Annotated in this window: 24 protein-coding genes; 8 read left to right on the forward strand and 16 right to left on the reverse strand. The window is 53.4% G+C overall.

Features of this window, described 5'->3' with window-relative positions:
- Window positions 1–417 precede the first annotated feature (417 nt).
- Window positions 418–984 (reverse strand): D-glycero-beta-D-manno-heptose 1,7-bisphosphate 7-phosphatase, encoded by a 567-nt coding sequence (gmhB, locus tag F3J29_RS13080; RefSeq protein WP_166866705.1) that lies wholly within the window; start codon window positions 982–984, stop codon window positions 418–420.
- A gap of 188 nt (window positions 985–1172) precedes the next feature.
- Here gmhB and metN point away from each other — a divergent pair, with 188 nt between their 5' ends.
- From metN to proS, 6 genes are all read left to right on the forward strand, one after another.
- Window positions 1173–2204: a methionine ABC transporter ATP-binding protein MetN gene (gene metN, locus F3J29_RS13085; RefSeq protein WP_166866707.1), complete on the forward strand. Its 1032-nt coding sequence runs from the start codon at window positions 1173–1175 to the stop codon at window positions 2202–2204.
- A complete protein-coding gene (locus tag F3J29_RS13090; RefSeq protein ID WP_039290457.1) occupies window positions 2197–2850 on the forward strand; it encodes a methionine ABC transporter permease MetI in 654 nt (217 codons plus the stop codon). The genes metN and F3J29_RS13090 overlap by 8 nt, the downstream gene beginning before the upstream one ends.
- A gap of 30 nt (window positions 2851–2880) precedes the next feature.
- Window positions 2881–3696, forward strand: coding sequence for a MetQ/NlpA family lipoprotein (locus F3J29_RS13095; protein WP_008456978.1), 816 nt, complete (start codon window positions 2881–2883; stop codon window positions 3694–3696).
- 113 nt (window positions 3697–3809) lie between these two features.
- Window positions 3810–4214 carry an envelope stress sensor lipoprotein RcsF gene (rcsF, locus tag F3J29_RS13100; RefSeq protein WP_166866709.1) on the forward strand — a complete coding sequence of 135 codons (405 nt, stop codon included), beginning with the start codon at window positions 3810–3812 and terminating at the stop codon, window positions 4212–4214.
- Window positions 4211–4918, forward strand: coding sequence for a tRNA (N6-threonylcarbamoyladenosine(37)-N6)-methyltransferase TrmO (gene tsaA / locus F3J29_RS13105; protein WP_166866711.1), 708 nt, complete (start codon window positions 4211–4213; stop codon window positions 4916–4918). The genes rcsF and tsaA overlap by 4 nt, the downstream gene beginning before the upstream one ends.
- A 110-nt stretch (window positions 4919–5028) precedes the next feature.
- On the forward strand, window positions 5029–6747 hold the full coding sequence (gene proS / locus F3J29_RS13110) for a proline--tRNA ligase (protein ID WP_008456972.1): 1719 nt from the start codon (window positions 5029–5031) through the stop codon (window positions 6745–6747).
- 50 nt (window positions 6748–6797) lie between these two features.
- Here the strand turns inward: proS and nlpE are convergent, their stop codons facing one another.
- The 3 genes from nlpE to F3J29_RS13125 are packed head-to-tail and all read right to left on the reverse strand — an operon-like array spanning window position 6798 to window position 8485.
- Window positions 6798–7487 (reverse strand): envelope stress response activation lipoprotein NlpE, encoded by a 690-nt coding sequence (gene nlpE, locus F3J29_RS13115; RefSeq protein WP_166866713.1) that lies wholly within the window; start codon window positions 7485–7487, stop codon window positions 6798–6800.
- A 36-nt stretch (window positions 7488–7523) separates the two neighbouring features.
- Window positions 7524–7946 (reverse strand): alternative ribosome rescue aminoacyl-tRNA hydrolase ArfB, encoded by a 423-nt coding sequence (arfB, locus tag F3J29_RS13120; protein WP_166866715.1) that lies wholly within the window; start codon window positions 7944–7946, stop codon window positions 7524–7526.
- Window positions 7943–8485 (reverse strand): YaeQ family protein, encoded by a 543-nt coding sequence (locus F3J29_RS13125; protein WP_166866717.1) that lies wholly within the window; start codon window positions 8483–8485, stop codon window positions 7943–7945. Before F3J29_RS13125 ends, arfB begins: the two co-directional genes overlap by 4 nt.
- 322 nt (window positions 8486–8807) lie before the next feature.
- On the opposite strand from F3J29_RS13125, the gene F3J29_RS13130 reads away from it, so the two are divergent.
- Window positions 8808–9008, forward strand: a complete 201-nt coding sequence (locus tag F3J29_RS13130) for a YaeP family protein (RefSeq protein ID WP_008456963.1) — start codon at window positions 8808–8810, stop codon at window positions 9006–9008.
- Window positions 8995–9255 carry a Rho-binding antiterminator gene (gene rof, locus F3J29_RS13135; protein WP_008456962.1) on the forward strand — a complete coding sequence of 87 codons (261 nt, stop codon included), beginning with the start codon at window positions 8995–8997 and terminating at the stop codon, window positions 9253–9255. Before F3J29_RS13130 ends, rof begins: the two co-directional genes overlap by 14 nt.
- A 55-nt stretch (window positions 9256–9310) precedes the next feature.
- On the opposite strand, the gene F3J29_RS13140 is transcribed toward rof, so the two are convergent.
- The 12 genes from F3J29_RS13140 to skp form a co-directional block, all read right to left on the reverse strand.
- A complete protein-coding gene (locus F3J29_RS13140) occupies window positions 9311–9622 on the reverse strand; it encodes a c-type cytochrome (protein ID WP_166866719.1) in 312 nt (103 codons plus the stop codon).
- Window positions 9619–10926: a tRNA lysidine(34) synthetase TilS gene (tilS, locus tag F3J29_RS13145; protein WP_166866721.1), complete on the reverse strand. Its 1308-nt coding sequence runs from the start codon at window positions 10924–10926 to the stop codon at window positions 9619–9621. The genes F3J29_RS13140 and tilS overlap by 4 nt, the downstream gene beginning before the upstream one ends.
- A gap of 61 nt (window positions 10927–10987) precedes the next feature.
- Window positions 10988–11377, reverse strand: a complete 390-nt coding sequence (locus F3J29_RS13150; protein ID WP_008456956.1) for a VOC family protein — start codon at window positions 11375–11377, stop codon at window positions 10988–10990.
- Window positions 11378–11434: 57 nt separating this feature from the next.
- A complete protein-coding gene (locus tag F3J29_RS13155) occupies window positions 11435–13576 on the reverse strand; it encodes a lysine decarboxylase LdcC (protein WP_166866722.1) in 2142 nt (713 codons plus the stop codon).
- A 115-nt stretch (window positions 13577–13691) separates the two neighbouring features.
- Window positions 13692–14651, reverse strand: a complete 960-nt coding sequence (gene accA / locus F3J29_RS13160) for an acetyl-CoA carboxylase carboxyl transferase subunit alpha (protein WP_008456951.1) — start codon at window positions 14649–14651, stop codon at window positions 13692–13694.
- Window positions 14652–14663: 12 nt separating this feature from the next.
- The gene (gene dnaE, locus F3J29_RS13165) at window positions 14664–18146 is read right to left on the reverse strand and encodes a DNA polymerase III subunit alpha (RefSeq protein WP_166866724.1); all 3483 of its coding nucleotides are present in this window, start codon (window positions 18144–18146) and stop codon (window positions 14664–14666) included.
- A 34-nt stretch (window positions 18147–18180) separates the two neighbouring features.
- Entirely contained in the window at window positions 18181–18777 is a 597-nt protein-coding gene (gene rnhB / locus F3J29_RS13170; RefSeq protein WP_166866726.1) for a ribonuclease HII, read from the reverse strand.
- A complete protein-coding gene (lpxB, locus tag F3J29_RS13175) occupies window positions 18774–19922 on the reverse strand; it encodes a lipid-A-disaccharide synthase (protein ID WP_166866728.1) in 1149 nt (382 codons plus the stop codon). Before lpxB ends, rnhB begins: the two co-directional genes overlap by 4 nt.
- Window positions 19923–20711, reverse strand: coding sequence for an acyl-ACP--UDP-N-acetylglucosamine O-acyltransferase (gene lpxA / locus F3J29_RS13180; RefSeq protein ID WP_166866730.1), 789 nt, complete (start codon window positions 20709–20711; stop codon window positions 19923–19925).
- A gap of 3 nt (window positions 20712–20714) precedes the next feature.
- Entirely contained in the window at window positions 20715–21170 is a 456-nt protein-coding gene (gene fabZ / locus F3J29_RS13185) for a 3-hydroxyacyl-ACP dehydratase FabZ (RefSeq protein ID WP_039290428.1), read from the reverse strand.
- Window positions 21171–21318: 148 nt separating this feature from the next.
- Window positions 21319–22344, reverse strand: coding sequence for a UDP-3-O-(3-hydroxymyristoyl)glucosamine N-acyltransferase (gene lpxD, locus F3J29_RS13190; protein ID WP_166866732.1), 1026 nt, complete (start codon window positions 22342–22344; stop codon window positions 21319–21321).
- A gap of 3 nt (window positions 22345–22347) precedes the next feature.
- Entirely contained in the window at window positions 22348–22848 is a 501-nt protein-coding gene (gene skp / locus F3J29_RS13195) for a molecular chaperone Skp (protein WP_008456940.1), read from the reverse strand.
- Window positions 22849–22914: the final 66 nt, after the last annotated feature.

The following is a 22914-nucleotide window of genomic DNA, read 5'->3' on the forward strand; positions in this document are numbered from 1 at the left end:
CTGCCGCCAGCGTTCAATCTGAGCCATGATCAAACTCTTCAATTTAAAAGTGTTTGATGCTCAAAGAATTAAAACTGTTTATAAAATCAGTAGTCACTCTTCAAGACTTGATATTTGTTTGCATCCGGAGATGCTGAGATATCAATCCTGCGAGTGCCCACACAGATTGTCTGATAAATTGTTAAAGAGCAGTGAGTCAGTCGCTTTCGCTTGCTAACTCGAGGTGGCGTATAATACGCTTTCCTCTTTCAGAGTCAAGCGTTTATTTTCGCTTTCGTCTGACTGACGCCGGGGTTGTTAAGCCGCTTTCGAAGCCGCTTCACCGTGTCAGTGGAGGCGCATTATAGGGAGTTCTCAGAGCCTGACAACCCCTAATTTGAAAAAACTTTCCGATAGCGTGTTTTTTAAACGAAACGCTTATTTTTGGCGCTGTTTAATGGCTTTTGGCAGGTCCGCGAGGGTATTAATGACCAGATCTGCTGCAGCTTCCCCCTCTTCTGTCACAGGTTTGCCGGAACGAACCAGCACTTTAGTCCCCACCATTGCGGCAGCACCGGCCTGCATATCTTCAATTTTGTCGCCAACCATATAAGAAGAAGCCATATCAATGTGCAGGAAGTCGCGAGCAGAAATCAGCATGCCGGGCTGCGGCTTACGGCAGTCGCAGGCCTGGCTAAACTCTTTCACACTCCCATCCGGGTGATGTGGGCAATAATAGATGCCGTCGAGGTCGACGCCGCGGTCCGCCAGCGACCAGTCCATCCACTCGGTCAGGTTTTCAAAGTCAGCTTCGGTGAACATCCCACGCGCAATGCCGGATTGGTTGGTCACCAGCACCAGAGCAAAACCCATCTCTTTTAATTCGCGCATTGCTTCTATAACACCATCAATAAACTCGAACCGGTCAACTTCATATACATAGCCATGATCGACATTAATGGTGCCATCGCGGTCGAGAAAAATAGCGGGTACGGACTGTGCCACTTGAGAACTCCTGATACGGATTAATTGCGGCTAGTATCGCATGATTTAGTAATAAGGAGAGAACAGTCCTTCACTCCCTCATTGATTTAGACGTCTGGATGCCTTAACATCCATATCGATTACGGTAACGTTGGTTACTGGTAGCAGAAAATTCCACGGCTAATACAGATACGATAATAAATAACTCAATGATTAAACTTTCAAATATCACCAAGGTGTTCCAGCAGGGCAACCGCAGCATACAGGCATTGAATAATGTCAGTCTGCACGTGCCTGCCGGGCAAATTTATGGCGTGATTGGCGCGTCCGGTGCGGGGAAAAGTACCCTGATCCGCTGTGTAAACCTGCTTGAGCGTCCGACTCAGGGTTCAGTTCTGGTTGACGGTCAGGACCTGACAACGCTTTCTGAAACCCAGTTAACCAAAGCCCGCCGCCAGATTGGCATGATCTTCCAGCACTTTAACCTGCTCTCTTCGCGTACCGTCTTCGGCAACGTCGCTCTGCCGCTTGAGCTGGATAACACGCCAAAAGAAGAGATTAAACGTCGCGTTACCGAGCTGCTGGACTTAGTGGGTTTAGGAGAAAAGCACGATGCCTGGCCTGCAAACCTTTCCGGCGGTCAGAAGCAGCGCGTCGCAATTGCTCGTGCGCTTGCCAGCAACCCAAAGGTATTGCTGTGCGATGAAGCTACTAGCGCGCTGGATCCGGCTACAACCCGTTCCATTCTGGAATTGCTGAAAGACATTAATCGTCGCCTGGGCCTGACCATTCTGCTCATCACCCACGAAATGGATGTGGTCAAACGTATTTGTGACTGCGTGGCAGTGATCAGCGACGGCGAGCTTATTGAGCAGGATACGGTGAGCGAAGTATTCTCCCATCCGAAAACACCTCTGGCGCAGCAGTTTATTCAGTCCACGCTGCACCTCGACGTGCCGGAAGATTACGCACAGCGCCTGAACGCAGAGCATAAAGAAAATGCGGTACCTTTATTACGTCTGGAGTTCACTGGCCAGTCGGTCGATGCCCCACTGCTCTCAGAAACAGCACGTACCTTCAACGTAAACAGCAACATTATTAGCGCGCAGATGGATTATGCCGGTGGCGTGAAGTTCGGCATCATGCTGTGTGAAATGCACGGCGAGCCAAAAGATACGCAAGCGGCTATTGCCTGGCTGCAGGCGCAACACGTGAAAGTAGAGGTGCTGGGTTATGTCTGAAGCAATGATTTGGTTACTGGTACGCGGCGTGTATGAAACGCTGGCCATGACCTTTGTTTCCGGTTTCTTCGGATTTGTGATTGGCTTGCCGGTCGGTGTACTGCTGTACATCACCCGTCCCGGGCAAATCAGCGCCAACGCGAAGCTCTACCGCAGCATTTCTGCCCTGGTAAATATTTTCCGCTCCATTCCGTTCATTATCTTACTGGTATGGATGATTCCGTTTACTCGCGCGATCGTCGGAACCTCTATCGGGCTACAGGCTGCTATCGTTCCGTTGACCGTTGGTGCAGCGCCGTTTATTGCGCGTATGGTTGAAAATGCCCTGCTGGAAATTCCAACCGGCCTGATTGAAGCTTCACGCGCGATGGGCGCCACGCCGCTGCAAATCATCCGTAAAGTACTGCTTCCAGAAGCGCTTCCAGGCCTGGTCAATGCCGCGACGATTACCCTTATCACTTTAGTGGGCTATTCTGCTATGGGTGGTGCCGTCGGTGCCGGTGGTCTGGGGCAGATTGGCTATCAGTACGGGTACATCGGCTACAACGCTACCGTAATGAATACCGTACTGGTTCTGCTGGTCGTGCTGGTTTACTTAATTCAATTCTCTGGCGATCGTATCGTCCGGGCTGTTACACACAAATAAACACAACTGCATTCATACAAGGAAAAGGACATGGCTTTTAACTTTAAAACGTTCGCCGCGGTCGGCGCTCTGATTGGCTCTCTGGCCCTGGTGGGTTGCGGTCAGGAAGAAAAAGATCCAAACCACATTAAAGTCGGCGTGATTGCTGGCGCTGAGCAGCAAGTTGCGGAAGTGGCTCAGAAAGTGGCTAAAGAGAAGTATGGCCTCGATGTTGAGCTGGTGACCTTTACCGACTATGTCCTGCCAAACGAAGCGCTCAGCAAAGGCGATATCGACGTTAACGCCTTCCAGCACAAACCTTACCTGGATCAGCAGATCAAAGATCGTGGTTATAAACTGGTTTCCGTAGGCAATACTTTTGTTTACCCAATCGCCGGCTACTCCAAAAAAATCAAATCACTGGCTGAACTGCAGCCGGGCTCTCAGGTAGCACTGCCAAACGACCCGACTAACCTCGGCCGTTCTCTGCTGCTGCTGCAGAAAGAAGGTCTGATCAAACTGAAAGACGGTGTTGGCCTGCTGCCAACCGTGCTGGATGTTACCGAGAACCCAAAAAATCTGAAGCTGGTTGAGCTGGAAGCCCCGCAGCTGCCGCGCTCTCTGGACGATGCGCAGATTGCTCTAGCCATCATCAACACCACTTACGCCAGCCAGATTGGCCTGACGCCAGCGAAAGACGGTATCTTCGTTGAAGACAAAAACTCACCTTACGTGAACCTGATCGTTTCTCGTGAAGACAACAAAGATGCAGAAAACGTGAAGAAGTTCGTTCAGGCCTACCAGTCTGACGAAGTGAACGAAGCGGCTAACAAAGTCTTTAACGGCGGTGCGGTTAAAGGCTGGTAAGTTTCCATTCTTCAGTTTTACGTAAATAATTAAAGGCGGGCGCAAGCCCGCCTTGTTATTTTGGTTCGAGCTTGCTTCAATGTTCCCCGATTTACATTCATTGAGGAAATATTATGCGTGCTTTACCGATCTGTTTATTAGCCTTCGCGCTGAGCGGCTGTTCAATGCTAAGCAGATCCCCAGTAGAACCCGTCCAAAGCACGGCAGCTGCGCCGAAGACAGAAACAGAGAAACCGAAAGCGCCTCGCCCTGTTCCGGTCAGAATCTACACCAACGCAGAAGACTTAGTGGGTAAACCGTTCCGTGATTTAGGCGAAGTCAGCGGCGAGTCTTGCCAGGCAAGCAATCAGGATTCTCCCCCGAATATCCCGACAGCACGTAAACGCATGCAGATTAATGCCTCCAAAATGAAAGCGAATGCGGTGCTGCAGCACAGCTGCGACATCACTACCGGTACGCCTGGGTGCTACCGTCAGGCCGTTTGCATTGGCTCCGCGCTGCAAGTTTCGGCGCAATGACCCCATTTCAATTTGCACAAATAGGCGTTATTCGCTCCCCTTATAAAGAAAAGTTCGCCGTCCCGCGTCAGCCCGGTCTGGTCAAAGACGGCGGCGGTGAACTGCGTCTGCTTGCGCCTTACAACCAGGCCGATGCCGTTCGTGGGCTGGAAGAGTTTAGCCACCTGTGGCTATTGTTTGTCTTTCACCAAACGATGGAAGGCGGCTGGCGCCCAACCGTACGTCCTCCCCGGCTTGGCGGAAACGCGCGAATGGGCGTGTTTGCTACGCGTTCCACGTTTCGCCCGAATCCAATCGGCATGTCGCTGGTTGAGCTTAAAGGTATTCGTTGCCAAAAAGATGAAGTGATCTTACAGCTCGGCAGTCTGGATTTGGTGGATGGTACGCCCATTGTAGATATCAAACCGTACCTGCCATTTGCAGAAGCCGTGCCGGACGCACGTGCTGGCTATGCACAGCAGGCTCCGCAGGCGGACATGCCTGTGATGTTTACACCAGAAGTGCAGCATCAGTTGACCGGGCTGGAAAAACGCTATCCGCATCTTGCGCGTTTTATCAGTCAGGTGCTTGCTCAGGACCCTCGTCCTGCCTATCGTAAAGGTGAAGATGTCGGGAAAACTTACGCCGTTCTGCTGCTGGACTTTAACGTTCGCTGGCGCATCACAGAACACGGTTTTGAAGTGTTCGCTCTCGAAACGAGTTAATTTAGCCCTCTCTCTTTTGACATCTCTGCCACACTGGTAAACTAAACCACTTTTTTTGAAGCAGGCCGCCGCTGGCCTGCGCTCTGCCGTTCAAATGGAACCGTAACAACATGCGTACTAGCCAATACCTGCTCTCCACTCTGAAGGAGACACCTGCCGACGCTGAAGTAGTCAGCCACCAGCTGATGCTGCGCGCCGGGATGATCCGCAAGCTGGCCTCCGGTTTATACACCTGGCTGCCAACCGGTTTGCGCGTCCTGAAGAAAGTCGAAAACATCGTGCGTGAAGAAATGAACAACGCCGGTGCTATCGAAATGTGCATGCCGGTGGTTCAACCCGCCGACCTGTGGCAGGAGAGTGGACGTTGGGAACAATACGGCCCGGAGCTGCTGCGCTTTGTTGACCGTGGCGAACGTCCTTTCGTGCTGGGTCCAACCCACGAAGAAGTGATCACCGACCTGATTCGCAACGAACTGAGCTCCTACAAGCAGCTGCCGCTGAATCTGTTCCAGATCCAGACTAAATTCCGTGACGAAGTGCGCCCACGTTTTGGCGTAATGCGTTCCCGCGAATTCCTGATGAAAGACGCCTACTCGTTCCATACGTCTCAGGAATCCCTGCAGGAAACCTACGACAAGATGTATGAGGCTTACAGCAAGATTTTCTCCCGTATGGGTCTGGATTTCCGTGCCGTTCAGGCAGATACCGGCTCTATTGGCGGCAGCGCTTCCCATGAGTTCCAGGTACTGGCCCAAAGCGGTGAAGACGATGTAATCTTCTCTGACAGCTCAGACTATGCGGCAAACATCGAATTCGCTGAAGCTTTAGCGCCGGCAGCAGGCCGCGCAGCGCCAACCGCTGAAATGAGCCAAATCGACACCCCGAACGCAAAAACTATCGCCGAGCTGGTTGAGCAGTTCAACCTGCCAATCGAGAAAACGGTTAAGACTCTGCTGGTGAAAGCCACCGAAGGCAGCGCTTATCCGCTGGTTGCTTTGCTGGTTCGTGGCGATCACGAGCTGAACGAAGTGAAGGCTGAGAAACTGCCGCAGGTAGCAAGTCCGCTAACATTCGCCACCGAACAAGAAATTCGCGACATCGTGAAAGCCGGTCCTGGTTCCCTGGGTCCAATCAATCTGCCTGTTCCAGTTGTGATTGACCGCAGCGTTGCGGCAATGAGTGATTTCGCCGCTGGCGCAAACATCGACGGCAAACACTTTATCGGCATTAACTGGGAACGCGATGTTGCGCTGCCAGAAGTTGCGGATATCCGTAACGTTGTGGCTGGCGATCCAAGCCCGGACGGCAAAGGCACCTTGATGATCAAGCGCGGCATCGAAGTGGGTCACATCTTCCAACTGGGCACCAAGTACTCCGAAGCGCTGAAAGCCGCGGTTCAGGGCGAAGATGGCCGCAACCAGACCCTGACCATGGGTTGCTATGGTATCGGTGTAACCCGCGTAGTCGCTGCCGCGATTGAACAGAACTTTGACGATCGCGGTATTCTGTGGCCAGACGCTATCGCCCCGTTCCACGTTGCGATTCTGCCAATGAACATGCACAAGTCTTTCCGCGTACAGCAGCTGGCTGAAGAGCTGTATACCACGCTGCGCGCGCAGGGTATCGACGTGCTGCTGGACGATCGTAAAGAGCGTCCGGGCGTAATGTTTGCCGACATGGAGCTGATTGGTATTCCTCACACTATCGTTATCGGCGACCGCAATCTCGACAACGAAGAGATCGAATACAAACACCGCCGTGCCGGTGAGAAGCAGATGATCAAAACCAACGAAATCGTTGATTTCCTGGTGAAGCAGATCAAAGGCTAATTAGCCGCTGAGCATAAAAAAGCCCGTCCAGATGGACGGGCTTTTTCGTTTTAGTCGTTACACTCTTTGCCGGGCTTAAACTTCGCGCCTTTATCGGCGACCAGCGCTTTTTGCAGCTCCCCACTGTCTGGAGAGGCCTGAAGCGTAAAGTGCCCTTCAACCACCAGCAGGATTGGCGCGCTATTCTTGCCGCGCGCTGCCGCATAGGCTCTTTCCAGTTCGGCGTTATTTGCGACGGCAAAGGTTTTACCGGTCGCACAGTCCTGGAATACCGCCGCGTCAGCCATGTATTTATACTTGCCTTTCATCGGCATTGGCGTTGACGGCAGCTTCGCCTCCACCGCTTTTAGCGTGTAGTTGAATTGTGAATCAATAGGGTTGCCTTCACGATCCAGCATCACCAGGCTGTCGCCCTTAGGGTGGTAGTACTGCTTCTCGCCTTCGCTGTCGGTTAAGACCAGCTTGTCGGCAGTACGCGCCCATGTACCGTAGCTGGCAAATGAGGCGCCTTTCCCCTGGTAAGTTTGATTCATCACCCAGGTGCCGTCCTTTTCCAGAAATAGCGAGGTTTCAATCCCTTCGCAATCCGCACATGGCACCACGCCGCGATAGCTCTGCTGCATCGGTTTCAGTTCCGCTGCCTGAGCCGGGATCAAAGTTTGCGTTTCCGTACGATTATTACAGCCAAATAGCGTGAACAGGCTGAGCGCTGCCAGCGCAGCCAGAAGACTCTTCTTCATGCTTTATTCCTTATGCCGTTGTCCCAACGTTCGCCGCTACTCAGGATGGCGACGAACTTTGCCGCGTAGTGCTTTGGTCGTCGATTTCTGCGCCTTTGAGGCCAGACGTCGCTCTTTAGAAGCTCGCGTCGGCTTTGTGGCGCGGCGGTTCTTCTGCACTACGGTAAGTTCTTGTATCAATGAAACCAGGCGAGCCACCGCCGCTTCACGGTTCATCTCCTGGCTTCGGTATTCCTGGGCTTTAATCACCACTACGCCCTCAGGCGTGATCAAATGGTGGCTTACCGCCAGCAGACGTATCTTATACGACTCCGGCAGGCTAGAGGCAGGGATATCGAAACGCAAATGAATAGCCGTTGAGGTTTTATTCACATGCTGCCCGCCAGCCCCCTGAGCGCGAATCGCGGTAATCGTGACTTCATTGTCCGGGATAACGACCGTTCGCGACACGGAAATCATTGTTGCTGCCAGGCCGTAAAGTGAATTTCCAAATTATTCTCGCTGTCGGACAGCCAGATTGCGCCGTCCTGAATCGTCGCCTGCAGGTTCATGGTTCGCGTGCCAAACTCGCTTAGCTTCGCCAGCTGTGCATCATCCAGATACCAGATAGACAGGTTTTTAAACTGGCTCAGGCGGTTCTGATTTTGCTGCCACCAAATTTCCGCCGCCCGACTATTATAGGTAAACAATGCCACCTCAGCCGACTGGCTGCAGGCTTTTTTCACCCGACGTTCTTCCGGTAACCCTAGTTCTACCCACAAATCAATGCCAAGGTGATCGTTTTTACGCCAGATTTCCGGCTCGTCCTCAGCACTTAATCCCCGGGTAAATTCCAGACGCTCATCCGCATATTTAATCCATGCCAGCAGGCGCAGCATCATGCGTTCCTGCGTTTCCGAAGGATGACGCGCCAGCGTCAGGCTGCTGTCCAGAAACCGATTACGATCGAGATCGGCCACATTCACCGTCGCCTTATAAATTGTCGCTTTTAACGCCATCACACTTCTCCATACACAATTGCGCGCTATTGTAGCGAAATAACGTATCTTCGGCTCGAAGTATGGCGGGTATACCCTAAATAATTCGAGTTGCAGGAAGGCGACAAGCTCGTGAGCCCCCAGGCACTTACATAAAGTAAGTAACTGGGGTGAGCGAGTGCAGTTAACACCCCTGCGGCTCGAAGTATGACGGGTATCTTTGCGTGGCTGATATCGGTTACATTGCTGTGGTATAGTCACCTTGCTAAACAGAGTTTATCTTCGTAGGCTTAGACTTGACCCCACGAGTAGGTCTGAAGTCGGGACTCTGAGAGGAGGGTATGTGGAAAAGTATTGTGAATTAGTTCGGCAGCGCTACGCGGAAATTGCCAGCGGTGATTTAGGCTATATTCCTGATGCCTTAGGATGTGTATTGAAGGCTCTGAACGAAGTTGCCTCCAGCGAGGCCGTCTCGGAGTCGGTCAGGGAACAGGCGGCTTATGCTGCCGCGAACTTACTGGTGAGCGATTATGTCAATGAATGATGCGTATCAACCCATCAACTGTGATGATTATGACAATCTCGAGCTCGCCTGCCAGCATCATTTGTTACTGACGCTGGAGTTAAAAGACGGGGAGGTTTTGAAAGCCAAAGCGAGCGATCTGGTTTCTCGTAAAAACGTCGAATACCTGGTTGTGGATAACGCCGGCGCTACGCGTGAGTTACGCCTCGATAAAATTAACAGCTTTAGCCACCCCGAAATCGGCACTATCGTGGTGAGCGTCGAATAAATCCGATCACCCCATCTCAAACAAAACGGGCAGCTATCGAGGCTGCCCGTTTTGTTTACGGCTTCATTGAGGCGTAGTAGGCCGCTAAATCAGAGATATCCTCATCTGAAAGCCCGCTAACGTAGGCCTTCATGATTTCTGCCTGCCCGCCGCTGCGCTCCCCTTTTTTATAAGCCTGAAGCGAGTGTTCCAGATAGGCCTCGCTCTGCCCGCCGATGTTCGGGTACAGCGGCGCAGAAGCTTTTCCGCTCATACCATGGCAGGCAACGCAGGTCATGGCCTTTGCTTCTCCAGCCTGAGCATCGCCTTTCGCCAGAGTGGGTAAACTGCAGGTAATTAGCCCAAGCAGCAGTACAATTTTTTTCATTGCTCAACGCCCTTTTGCCAGTCTATCTGCCAGCATGAATGTTCCGTCGCCTGCCCTTCCCGAGTGACAAAAATGCCCGGCGCAGCGATAAGTTGCTCGCCATAAAACAGCAGCGGCGTGGCATCACGTTCCCATGGCGGAATGCGTAATTCCTGCCAGATTTTTTTCAGCGTTCGTCCTTTATCACGGCCGACAATATGCAGTAAACCCGAAGCCTTAAAACGCAGGCTAACAATTTCGCCCTCTGCTGGAGCGCGTACCGCCATTCCCTTCTCGCTGAGCGAAATAATTCCCAGCCCAGGGAGAACCAGGGGTTGATAAGGCGCGAGCCATAAATAATTTTTGTCCCGATCGGCGTTCAGCAGCGGAACCCAATACAGTTCCCCCTGAAAACGCCTGACTGCATGTTCGCCCAGGCGAAGCTGGGGATTGGCATCTTCCCGACTTAAGGCGACTTCCTGCCATAAACGTTGAAGAGAAGCCCGGGACGGCATCGCAGCGCGATGCCAGGAGAGCCAGCGTCGCAGCAGGGCAAATCGCCGTGCCTCGCCCATCGTCAGCATCGACTCAATATGCAGCGCGCCCTCGGGTGACATCAAGTTATCCAGCTGTTCGGCAAGCAGTTCGTCAAGAAGCTGTTCCTGCTCGCCGCATAACGCAGCGCTGCGGGCAACGCTGCGGGAAAAGTGTGGCCACCGCTGTTGCAGCAAAGGAACGACTCTCAGGCGCAGGAAGTTTCTGTCATATTTATCGTCCCGATTACTTTCGTCCTCAATCCAGCGTAGCCGGTGAACGCCAGCCCACTCCTCAAGCTGTGCCCGTGAAGTCGTCAGCAACGGGCGCAGTAATAATGTGTCGCTAAAAGGCAAAATCGCAGGCATCGACGCCAGCCCGGCCGGGCCGCTGCCGCGTTTAAGCGCCAACAGGAAGGTCTCACACTGGTCGTCCAAATGCTGTGCCGTCAGCAGCACTTCACCGGCCAAAAGCGAGTCAGAAAGCGCCTGGTAGCGAGCCGCCCTCGCCTCCCCTTCAATCCCCTGGCCGCCGGAGGGAAGCTGAACATAAGCCACTTCGAAGGGCACGTTCCACTTCTCACAAATTGCCCGGCAATGTTCCACCCAGCTGTCTGCTCTCGGGCTGAGTCCATGGTGGATATGCATTGCCCTGATATGCAGGCCAGGCTGCAGCGTATCTCGCAGGGTAACGACTTGATGCAGCAGAACGGTCGAATCCAGCCCACCGCTAAACGCCACCAGCAGTTGGCGGTGAGGATGCAGAAAAGACTGAAGTTCGCGGCTAGTCATAGTTTGTCGTTACGAGGGGTTTGCCCGGCAAATTACCGGGCATTCGCGGCGCTGGCAAGGTTTACTGCTGATAAAGTTCCAGCGGCAGGCCGTCGGGATCGCTGAAGAAGGTGAAACGTTTGTTGGTATAGGGATCGATGCGGATGGGCTCGCATTTCACACCGTGGCTTTCCAGGTGCGTAATTGCCTGATCAATGTTTTCCACGCTGAATGCCAGGTGACGAAGCCCGCAGGCCTCCGGGCGACTTGGGCGTACAGGAGGAAACGGAAAAGAGAATAGCTCAATAACGTACTGGCCGTTCAACGCCAGATCGCCTTTCCAGGAGTCCCGCTCTTTGCGGTAAACTTCCGCTTCCAGCGTAAACTCCAGCACATCGCAATAGAATTGCTTACTGCGTTCGTAGTCCGACGCGATAATCGCGACGTGATGAATTTGCTTTAAACCCAGCATAAAATCTCCTTAGTCACTTCAGGCAAGGTAATCATCGCTTCCCTGCAAAGCAAGCGCTCAAGCCTCTTTTAAGACTCGTACTCTGTAGACGCCGTCCTCACCGAGTTTAGCCCCGTGAATATCCGTTTCAAAGCCTGGATAATGTTCCCCAACAGAGCACAGCATCAGCAGGAAGTCGAGCACCGCCCGGCTCTCTTTGGTGATCACTTCTCCCGGCATCACTACCGGGACGCCTGGCGGATAAGGCAGGATCATATTGGCTGAAACTCTGCCCAACAGTTCCTCTATCTCTACCGTTTCGACGTTGCCTTTCACCTGCTGCTGATAAGCCTCGTGCGGCGTCATACGCATTTCAGGCAGGACATCAAAAGCGCGCAGCATCAGATCGGGCAGGTTATGTTGCTTAATCAGTTTGTGGATCCCCTGCGCCAGCGTCTGAATGCGCATGTTGCGATAAAAGTCCGGATCTTCCGCATAAAGATCCGGCAGCATGTTCTTCACACGCAAATTAAGATCGTAAGAGCGCTTAAACTCTGTCAACCCACGCAGCAGGCTGAGCGCTTTGGTCTTATCAATCCCAATGCTGAACAGAAACAGCAGGTTATATGGGCCGGTTTTCTCGACAACAACGCCTCGCTCGTCGAGAAACTTGGCCACCAGCGCCGCCGGGATCCCCTCGTCTGCCATTTCGCCCAACTCACTCATACCCGGCGTCAAAATAGTGACTTTGATCGGGTCGAGGTACATGTGATCCGCATCAGCGTCCCTAAAGCCATGCCAGTCTTCTTCACCGGGTGCAATGGGCCAGCACTCGGCCTCATCAACATGATCGGGCTGCCAGATATCGAAGAACCAGTCTTCTGACTCTTCGCGCAGACGCTGCACTTCACGGCGGAAATGCAGGGCTCGCTCAACGGAACGGTTGATCAGCCGCTTCCCTGTGTTACCACGCAGCATCGCCGCGGCTGTTTCAATCGAGGCCACCAGCGGATAGCTCGGGGAAGTGGTGGTATGCATCATGTAGGCTTCGTTAAAGGTATCTTCATCGTAATCACCTTTAATGTGAATCAGCGAAGCCTGGGAGAACGCCGCCAGCAGCTTATGGGTCGACTGGGTTTCATAGATAATTTTCCCCTGCACCCGATCGCCGCTCATGCCGCTTTTACCCTGATAAATCGGATGGAAGTTGGTATAGGGCACCCAGGCGGAGTCAAAGTGAATCGACGGCACATCGAGGGTTTTCTTGATGAAATCGGTGTTGTACAGCAGCCCGTCGTAGGTTGAGTTGGTGATAACCGCGTGTACCGGCCACTGCGCATTCGGGGTTTCAGCGACCTTTTTCTCGATATTTTCACGAGTAAATTCACGCTGCGGAATACCGCCCAGGATCCCCAGCGCGTTACGCGTAGGTTTCAGCCAGATTGGCACCAAATTGGTCATCATCAGCAAATGGGTCAGCGATTTATGGCAGTTACGATCCACCAGAATTGTGCTGCCGGATGGCGCGGCATACATGCCGACTATCTTGTTCGACGTTGAAGTACCGTTGGTCACCATATAGCTTTGTTCGGCGCCGAAGGTACGGGCAATATACTCCTCTGCCTCCAGATGAGGCCCGGTATGGTCTAGCAGCGAGCCCAGCTCGGTAACCGAAATCGACACATCCGCCTTCAGCGTATTACCGCCGAAGAAATCGTAAAACAGGCAGCCAACCGGGCTTTTCTGATAGGCGGTACCGGCCATGTGCCCCGGCGTGCAGAAGGTGTATTTCCCTTCTTTTACGTAGGTAAACAGCGCTTTGGTCAGCGGTGGCGTAATGGTATCCAGATACTCGTCGGTGTACTGGCGAATACGCAGGGCGATGTCGTCGGCCGCGCTCAGCGCATACTCGAAGAACCACAGCGCCATGCGCATTTCATTCACGCTAACGTTCAGGGAGGAATGGGTATTGATGAATGCATACAGCGGTAGATCTTCATTCAGCAGGTTAATTTCGCTGCACAAGTCGAGGCTGTATTCGTCCCAGTCAAAGACCACGCCGCAGATACGAGGGTTGTGCTCAATCAGCTTAAGCAGGTCAGTGCTGTTGGTGGGATAGATGAGCTGAAAGCCCTGCAGCTCCAGCGCGCGATGCAGTTCCTTAATGGGCTCGTCTTTGTAGAAAACGCCGTGCGGCCCCATAATCGCAATGGTATTCAATGTTCACCTCCTGGAAATCACCTGGCTAAGCATAGCGCAAAGGGATTTTCCATGAAGCGATAAATGCAAAAAGGGCCGGAAAATCCGACCCTTATCGCTATTTTACAGCATAAAATCAGGCGTAGCCGTAGCTCATCAGACGCTGATAACGACGGTTTAACAATTCGTCTTTATTCAACACGTCGAGATCCGCCAGATCGGCCAGCAGCTGTGCACGCAGGGAAGCGGCCATCACTTCTGGATTGCGGTGCGCCCCGCCCAACGGCTCAGGGATCACGGTATCAATCAGCTTCAGCTCTTTCAGGCGAGGAGCAATGATCCCCATCGCTTCTGCGGCCAGCGGGGCTTTATCCGCGCTCTTCCACAAGATTGACGCACAGCCTTCCGGGGAAATAACGGAATAAGTGCTGTACTGCAGCATGTTCACTTTGTCACCCACGCCAATGGCCAGTGCACCACCGGAACCACCTTCACCGATAACGGTACAGATGACCGGCACTTTCAGACGGGACATTTCACGCAGGTTGCGGGCGATCGCTTCCGACTGACCACGTTCTTCGGCGCCAACGCCTGGATAGGCACCCGGCGTGTCGATGAAGGTAATGATCGGCATGTTAAAACGTTCAGCCATTTCCATCAGACGCAGCGCTTTACGGTAGCCTTCTGGTGCCGGCATACCGAAGTTACGACGGATTTTCTCTTTGGTTTCGCGCCCTTTCTGATGACCAATGATCATCACCGGACGACCTTCCAGACGAGCAATACCGCCCACGATAGCTTTATCGTCGGCATAGGCACGATCGCCGGCCAGTTCGTCGAACTCATCAAAAGCCAGACGAACGTAATCCAGGGTGTATGGACGCTGCGGATGGCGCGCCAGCTGCGCAATCTGCCATGCACCTAAATCAGCGAAGATCTTGCGGGTCAGCTCAACGCTTTTCTCGCGCAGACGCTGCACTTCTTCGTCCAGATTAATATCCAGTTTTTCATCCTGGCGGCTAACGGCCGTCAGGGAATCGATTTTCGCTTCCAGCTCTGCAATCGGCTGTTCGAAATCAAGGAAATTCAGACTCATAATATTCCTGTTTTAGTCAAACTCCAGTTCCACCTGCTCCGAACCAATCAGCGTTCGCAGATCGTTAAGTAAACGATCGCTAGGGGAAACACGCCATGTCGCACCAAAGCGCAACCGGGCTCGTGCATCCACTCTCTGATAGTAGAGATGTACTGGAATTGTCCCCGAACGATGGGGTTCCAGAGACTGACGGAGACGGTTTAAAAGCTGGTCATCAATTTGCCTGTCCGTCAGCGAGATAGCAAGCCCACGCGCGTACTTTTCACGGGCTTCGTCGATGTCCATCAGCTCGCGGGCCGTCATTTTAAGCCCTCCGCTGAAGTCATCAAAGCTGACCTGTCCGCTAACGATCAGGATACGGTCTTTTTCCAGCAGATGCTGGTATTTTTCTAGCGCATCTGTGAATAACATCACTTCCAGACGACCAGAGCGGTCATCCAGCGTACAGATGCCGATGCGATTACCTCGCTTGGTGACCATAACCCGCGAAGCAATCACCAGACCCGCAGCGGTGGTCATTTTACCACGTTCTGTCGGGTGCATCTCTTTCAGGCGCATGCCACCGACATAGCGCTCAATTTCTTTCAGGTACTGATTAATCGGGTGGCCGGTGAGGTACAGCCCAAGCGTTTCACGCTCCCCTTCCAGCACCACTTGTTCCGGCCATGGGATGACGCTGGCGTAGGATTTTTCAACCTGCTCAGGCTCTTCAGCCAATACGCCGAACATATCCGCCTGCCCGATAGCTTCCGCTTTCGCATGCTGGTCGGCCGCTTTCAACGCATCGCCCAGCGCATTCATCAGCGCCGCACGGTGAGGCCCAAGGCGGTCAAAAGCCCCGGACATAATGAGCTTTTCCAGTACTCTGCGGTTAAGCTTTTTGATATCGGAACGCGCGCACAAATCAAAGAGGTCGAGGAAATGCCCGCCCTGATTACGCGCTTCAATAATGGCTTCAATCGGACCTTCGCCCACGCCTTTTATCGCGCCGATACCGTAAACAATTTCCCCGTCATCGTTAACGTGGAAATGATAAAGACCCGAGTTAATGTCCGGCGACAGGACTTTCAGCCCCATACGCCAGCACTCATCCACCAGGCCCACCACTTTCTCGGTGTTATCCATATCGGCGGTCATCACGGCCGCCATAAACTCTGCCGGATAGTGCGCCTTTAACCACAGCGTCTGGTACGAAACCAAAGCATAGGCGGCGGAGTGAGATTTGTTAAAACCGTAACCGGCAAATTTCTCCACCAGGTCAAAGATTTTCATCGACAGCTCGCCGTCGACGCCGTTTTTGATCGCGCCCTCTTCGAAGGTGCCGCGCTGCTTGGCCATCTCTTCCGGTTTCTTTTTACCCATCGCACGACGCAGCATATCCGCGCCGCCGAGGGTATAGCCGGAAAGCACCTGGGCAATCTGCATAACCTGTTCCTGATACAGGATGATGCCGTAGGTTGGCTCCAGCACCGGCTTCAGGCTTTCGTGCTGCCATTCCACGTCCGGATAAGAAATCGCTTCGCGGCCGTGTTTACGGTCGATGAAGTTATCTACCATCCCCGATTGCAGCGGGCCCGGACGGAACAGGGCCACAAGGGCGATCATGTCTTCGAAGCAGTCAGGCTGCAGACGCTTAATCAGGTCTTTCATGCCGCGGGATTCAAGCTGGAAGACCGCGGTGGTTTCCGAGCGCTGCAGCATGTCGAAGCTTTTCTTATCGTCGAGCGGAATGGCGGCGATATCAATCGGCTCCAGTCCCTGTTTTGCCCGACGCGGGTTGATCATTTTCAGCGCCCAGTCAATGATCGTCAGCGTACGCAGCCCCAGGAAGTCAAATTTCACCAGGCCCGCATATTCAACGTCGTTCTTGTCGAACTGGGTAACCGGATGCTGCCCCTGGTCGTCACAATAAAGCGGCGCAAAATCGGTAATTTTGGTTGGGGCTATAACCACGCCCCCAGCATGCTTACCGGCGTTACGCGTGACGCCTTCCAGCTTGCGCGCCATGTCGATCAGGGCTTTAACTTCTTCGTCAGCTTCGTAGATCTCCGGCAGCTGCGGTTCTGCCTCAAAGGCTTTCGCCAGCGTCATGCCGGGATCCGGCGGCACCAGTTTGGAAATACGATCGACAAAACCGTAAGGGTGACCAAGGACTCGACCTACGTCGCGAATAACCGCCTTCGCCGCCATCGTACCAAAGGTAATGATCTGCGAAACGGCTTCACGCCCATACATCTCGGAAACGTGGTCGATCACCTGGTCGCGTTTTTCCATGCAGAAATCGACGTCAAAGTCAGGCATCGAAACACGTTCCGGGTTAAGGAAACGTTCGAACAGCAGGTCAAACTCAAGCGGGTCGAGGTCGGTGATCTTCAGCGCATAGGCCACCAGCGAACCTGCACCTGAACCGCGGCCAGGCCCAACCGGCACGCCGTTATCCTTGGACCACTGGATAAACTCCATCACGATCAGGAAGTAACCGGGGAAGCCCATCTGGTTGATAACCTGGAGCTCGATATCCAGACGCTCGTCGTATTCAGGGCGTTTCTGCGCACGCACTTCCGGGTCTGGGAACAGGAACTCAAGACGTTCCTCCAGCCCCTCTTTGGATTTCATGACCAGGAAGTCTTCGGTGGTCATCTCTCCCGTCGGGAATTGCGGCAGGAAGTACTCACCCAGGCGCACGGTCACGTTACAGCGCTTGGCAATCTCAACGCTGTTTTCCAGCGCTTCCGGGATGTCCGAAAACAGCTCGCACATCTCTTCTTCGCTACGCATATATTGCTGGGCGGAGTAATTACGCGGGCGCTTAGGATCGTCCAGCGTGAAGCCATCGTGGATCGCTACTCGGATCTCGTGGGCATCAAAGTCGCCGGCATCAATAAAGCGAACATCGTTGGTGGCCACCACCGGCAAACCGCGTTCGTCAGCCAGCGCCACGGCTGCGTGAAGATAGTTTTCTTCATCCACCCGACCGGTGCGAATCAGTTCCAGATAGAAGCGATCGGCAAAATGCTGCTGCCAGAATTCCAGACACTGATCGACCAGCGGCTGATTTCCACGAAGCAGGCTTTTGCCAATATCTCCCATGCGCCCGCCGGACAGCAGAATCAGCCCTTCGTTTAACTCGACCAGCCACTCCCGGTCAATAATCGGGCCCGCTGCGCCGTAGCCGCGCTGGTAAGCGCGAGAAATCAGCAAGGTGAGGTTTTGATAGCCTTCATTGTTTGCCGCCAGCACCGTTAAATGGCTAAGCTCATCGCCCAGCAGCTCGCTGGCAACGTTAAAGTCCGCCCCGATGATCGGCTTAATACCGGCTCCGTGGCCGGAACCATAGAATTTGACCAACCCACAGAGGTTGGTGAAATCGGTGATAGCAAGAGCAGGCATGCCGAGCGCCGCGGCTTTTTTTACCAGCGGCCCGGTCTTAGCCAGCCCATCAATCATGGAATAGTCGCTGTGCACCCGAAGGTGAATGAAACGTGGTTCAGCCATCTCTCACCAATTACTCTGTATCAGCTACTAACGCTCAGGAGACGAGCCCAAGCGCGCGTTTGACGGGGCCAAAGCTGCGGCGATGGTGCTCGGTTGCACCGTGCTCGGCCAGCTTTTCGAGATGAAAAGCGGTTGGGTAGCCTTTGTGCTGAGCAAAACCGTATTGCGGGAAGCTGAGATCCAGCTCGGCCATTTCACGATCTCGCGTAACTTTGGCAAGTATTGATGCCGCACTGATTTCTGCCACCCGGCTGTCGCCTTTGACTACGGCCAGCGACGGCATAGGCAACGCCGGGCAACGGTTGCCGTCAATCAGCACATATTCAGGCACAACGCTCAGGCCCGCAACCGCGCGCTGCATGGCCAGCATCGTGGCATGCAAAATGTTGATATTGTCGATCTCGTTCGGCTCGGCACGGCCCAGACTCCAGCTTAATGCCTTTTCGACAATTTCGTCATACAGTGCCAGACGGCGTTTTTCAGATAATTTTTTTGAGTCCGCCAGCCCGATAATCGGTTTTGCCGGATCGAGGATCACTGCTGCAGTGACAACGGCGCCGACCAAAGGCCCACGCCCTACTTCATCCACACCGGCGACAAGGTGCGTATGCGGGTAAACAAATTCGATCATTGAGCCAGCTCCAGCACGGCGTCCGCCGCCTGTTGGTCCGCATTACAACGGATCTGCTGATGCAAATCCCGGAAGGTATCGTGCATCTGATGGCTAACGGCACCGTCTTCCAGCAACGGCTCCAGCGCGCAGGCAAGCCCGATAGGCTCACACTCATTTTGCAGCAGTTCTTTGACCAGCTCTCGGCCCGCTAGCAGATTTGGCAGGGAAACATAATCGGTTTTCACCAGGCGTTTCGCCAGCCAGAAGGTGAACGGCTTCATACGATAGCCAACCACCATTGGGCATTTGGCCAACATACATTCAAGCGCAGCCGTGCCGGAGGCCAGAAGCGCCGCGTCGCTGGCAATCATCGCCTCGCGTGCTTTTCCGTCCAGCAGATGTACATGCAGCTCGGGGGCAATTTCAGCTTTGATCTTTTCAAACTGCTCTCGGCGCTTTGCATTCACCAGTGGCACCACGACTTCCAGTGCAGGCCAGCGCTTACGAAGCAATTGCGCGGTTCTGAGGAAGTCCGCGCTAAGCATTTCGACTTCAGCGCCGCGACTGCCGGGCAACAGCGCCAGACATTTTGCATCTGTAGCAATGCCTAAGGTCGCGCGAGCAGCGTTTTTATCAGGATCGAGCGGCATAGCATCCGCCATGGTATGGCCGATGAAGCGACAGGGTACATTGAACCGGTCGTAAAACGCTTTTTCGAAAGGCAGAAAAGCCAGCACCAAATCGGTCGCTCTGCCAATTTTGAAAACGCGTTTTTGTCGCCATGCCCAAACGGACGGGCTGACGTAGTGGATCGTACGGATCCCTTGTTTCTTGAGGTTACCTTCGAGCGTAATATTGAAATCCGGCGCATCAATGCCGACAAAAACATCGGGCTGCAGCTCGGTGAAACGCTTCGTGAGATCGCTGCGGATCTGCAGCAGGCGACGCAAACGGCCAAGCACTTCAACGATGCCCATGACCGCTAGCTCTTCCATCTCATACCAGGCTTCACAACCTTCAGCCTGCATAAGCGGCCCGGCTACACCAACAAAGCGGGCATCAGGCACGCGAGCTTTCAGTTCGCGAATAAGTCCGGCACCAAGAATATCGCCGGAGGTTTCTCCGGCGACCAGGGCAATCGTAAGGGGACGATCGGGCTTCATTTAACGAATCAAACCGCGCGTGGAGCGGGCAAAGAATTCAATAAATGCATTCACCTCCGGATGCTGAGCAGCAATGTCAGCAATTTCCGGTTTCGCCTCTTCAAGCGTTTTGCCGCTGCGGTAGAGGATCTTGTAGGCGTTACGAATAGCATGCAGCGCTTCTTTGCTGAAACCGCGACGCTTCAGGCCTTCAATGTTCACACCAAACGGCGTCGCATGGTTGCCCTGAGCGATAACGTAAGGAGGAACGTCCTGAGCAACGCCAGAGCAGCCGCCAACCATCACATGCGCACCGATGATGCAGAACTGATGCACCGCAGTCATTCCACCGATGATGGCGTGATCCCCGATCTGTACGTGACCCGCAAGCGTTGCGTTGTTCGCGAGGATAACGCGATCGCCAATCTGGCAATCATGCGCAACGTGCGCATTGATCATCAGCAGGTTGTCGCTTCCCACCTTCGTTAATCCAGCATCTTGCACCGTGCCGCGATGGATGGTGACGCTTTCGCGAATGCGGTTGCGATCGCCAATTTCCACGCGAGTTGGCTCACCCGCATATTTCAGATCCTGGTTAACTTCACCGATAGACGCGAACTGGTAAATCTCATTATCACGGCCAATTTTAGTATGGCCATTGACGACAACATGAGATTTCAGCACCGTGCCTTCGCCAATTTCAACGTTTGGACCTACGAGACAAAACGGGCCAATGTGAACGTTAGCGCCAATGATGGCACCTTCTTCCACAATCGCGGTTGGATGAATAAAGGCGGACTTATCAATCACGTATTATGCCTCCCGGCTGCGTGCACACATCATGGTTGCTTCGCAGACAATCTTACCGTCAACGATTGCAACGCCTTTGAAACGCGTCAAACCACGACGAGTCTTCTCAAAGGTCACTTCCATAATCATCTGATCGCCAGGCACAACAGGGCGCTTAAAGCGCGCTTCATCGATGCCGGCAAAGTAATACAGTTCACCCGGCTCAAGTTTACCCACGCTTTTAAACGCAAGAATACCGGTAGCCTGCGCCATCGCTTCCAGGATCAATACGCCCGGGAAAATTGGCTTACCAGGGAAGTGGCCCTGGAAAAACGGCTCATTTACAGAGACATTTTTTACTGCGCGCAGAAAACGACCTTCTTCAAAATCCAGCACGCGGTCAACCAGCAAGAACGGATAACGGTGCGGCAGAAGCTCTAAAATCTCTTCAATGTGCAGAGTATGAGTGTCAGTTGTCAAAATACTCTTCCTGTCTAAATATTCTAAATGACAATAATAACACGGCCTGCGGCAATCAAAGAATGCCAGCAGGCCGCAAATCAAAAAGCGCGGCTTATGCTCCAGCCCTAATGGCCGGAAACACGGCAGCGCAGGGAGCAGGCGACGATCAGTCTTGTTGATTGACCTTACGTTCGATGGCTTTTAAGCGTTTGCTCATCTCATCGATGTTCATCACCAGCGCGGCGGTTTTACGCCACGCTTTGTTCGGCTGGAGCGGGATACCCGAGGAGTAAACCCCTGGTTCGGTGATCGGACGCATCACCATTCCCATTCCTGTCACGGTCACCTTGTCACAGATTTCCATATGGCCGTTGATTACGCTGGCACCACCAATCATGCAGTAGCGGCCAATTTTCAGGCTACCTGCCATGATAACGCCACCCGCAACCGCAGTATTGTCGCCAATCACAACGTTATGTGCAATCTGACACTGGTTATCAATGATAACACCATTGCCGATGATCGTGTCATCGAGGGCGCCGCGATCGATTGTCGTACAGGCGCCAATTTCAACGCGATCGCCAATAATCACCCGGCCTAGCTGAGGAATTTTCACCCAGTTACCGCGATCGTTAGCGTAGCCAAAACCGTCTGAACCTATCACCGTGCTGGACTGAATCAGGCACTGAGCACCGATTTCGACGTTGTGATAAATGGAGACATTGGCCCATAAACGGCTACCCGCGCCGATTTTGGTATCTTTGCCGACGAAACAGCCAGCGCCGATCACGACGTTATCACCCAGCTCAACGCCAGATTCGATAACGGCATTTGCGCCGACAGAAACATTTTGGCCAAGCCTCGCCGTAGCATCAATAACTGCGCCTGGCGCAATATTGCTTGCAGGCTGAGGCGTGGTATCAAGAATTTGAGCCATACGCGCATAGGTCAGGTAGGGATTCTTCACTACCAGTGCAGCGCTCTTAGCGTAAGGAAGGTCGGCTTCGGTCATCACGACGGCAGAAGCCTGGCAGACAGCCAGCTGTTCACGATAGCGAGGGTTAACCATGAACGTAATGTGGCCAGACTGGGCAGTTTGCATAGATGCGACGCCGGTGATGACGATATCGCCATCACCGTGCAATTCTGCATCCAACTGCTGGGCTAATTCAGCCAGTCGAATTGAAGACATTACTTATTTAACCTGTTTCAGTACGTCTGCAGTGATGTCTTTAACGTCGTTACCTGCGTAAGCAACGGTGTTTGCATCCAGAACAACATCATAACCTTTATCGTCTGCAACTTTCTTCACAGCGGCCTGGATACGAGTAACCAGTTTGCTGCGCTCTTCGTTGGAACGACGGTTACGATCCTGCTCAAAAGCCTGTGCTTTTTCGGAGAACGACTGGCGCTGAGCCATGACGTCTTTTTCCATTTTGCTGCGATCTGAAGCTTTCATGGTTGAACCATCGCGCTGCAGGCGCTGCATTTTGGATTGCAGATCGTTTTCCATACCCTGCAGTTCGCTGGCGCGGCCTTTGAACTCATTTTCCAGGGTTTTAGAAACACCGGTGTTTTGTGCGACCTGTTGGAACAGGTTGCCCATGTTAACTACTGCGATGCTGGAGGCAGCCTGAGCGCCGGCTGAAGCAACCATAGCAATCCCGAGACCTGCGGCAACTAACCACTTTTTCACTATAAACTCCTTACCATCCCATAGGCGTCCGAAGACACTGTTTTTTGCGAGCACCTGCCTGCTGAC

The sequence above is a fragment of the Enterobacter sp. Cy-643 genome (genome assembly GCF_011752815.1).
Classification (GTDB): domain Bacteria; phylum Pseudomonadota; class Gammaproteobacteria; order Enterobacterales; family Enterobacteriaceae; genus Cedecea.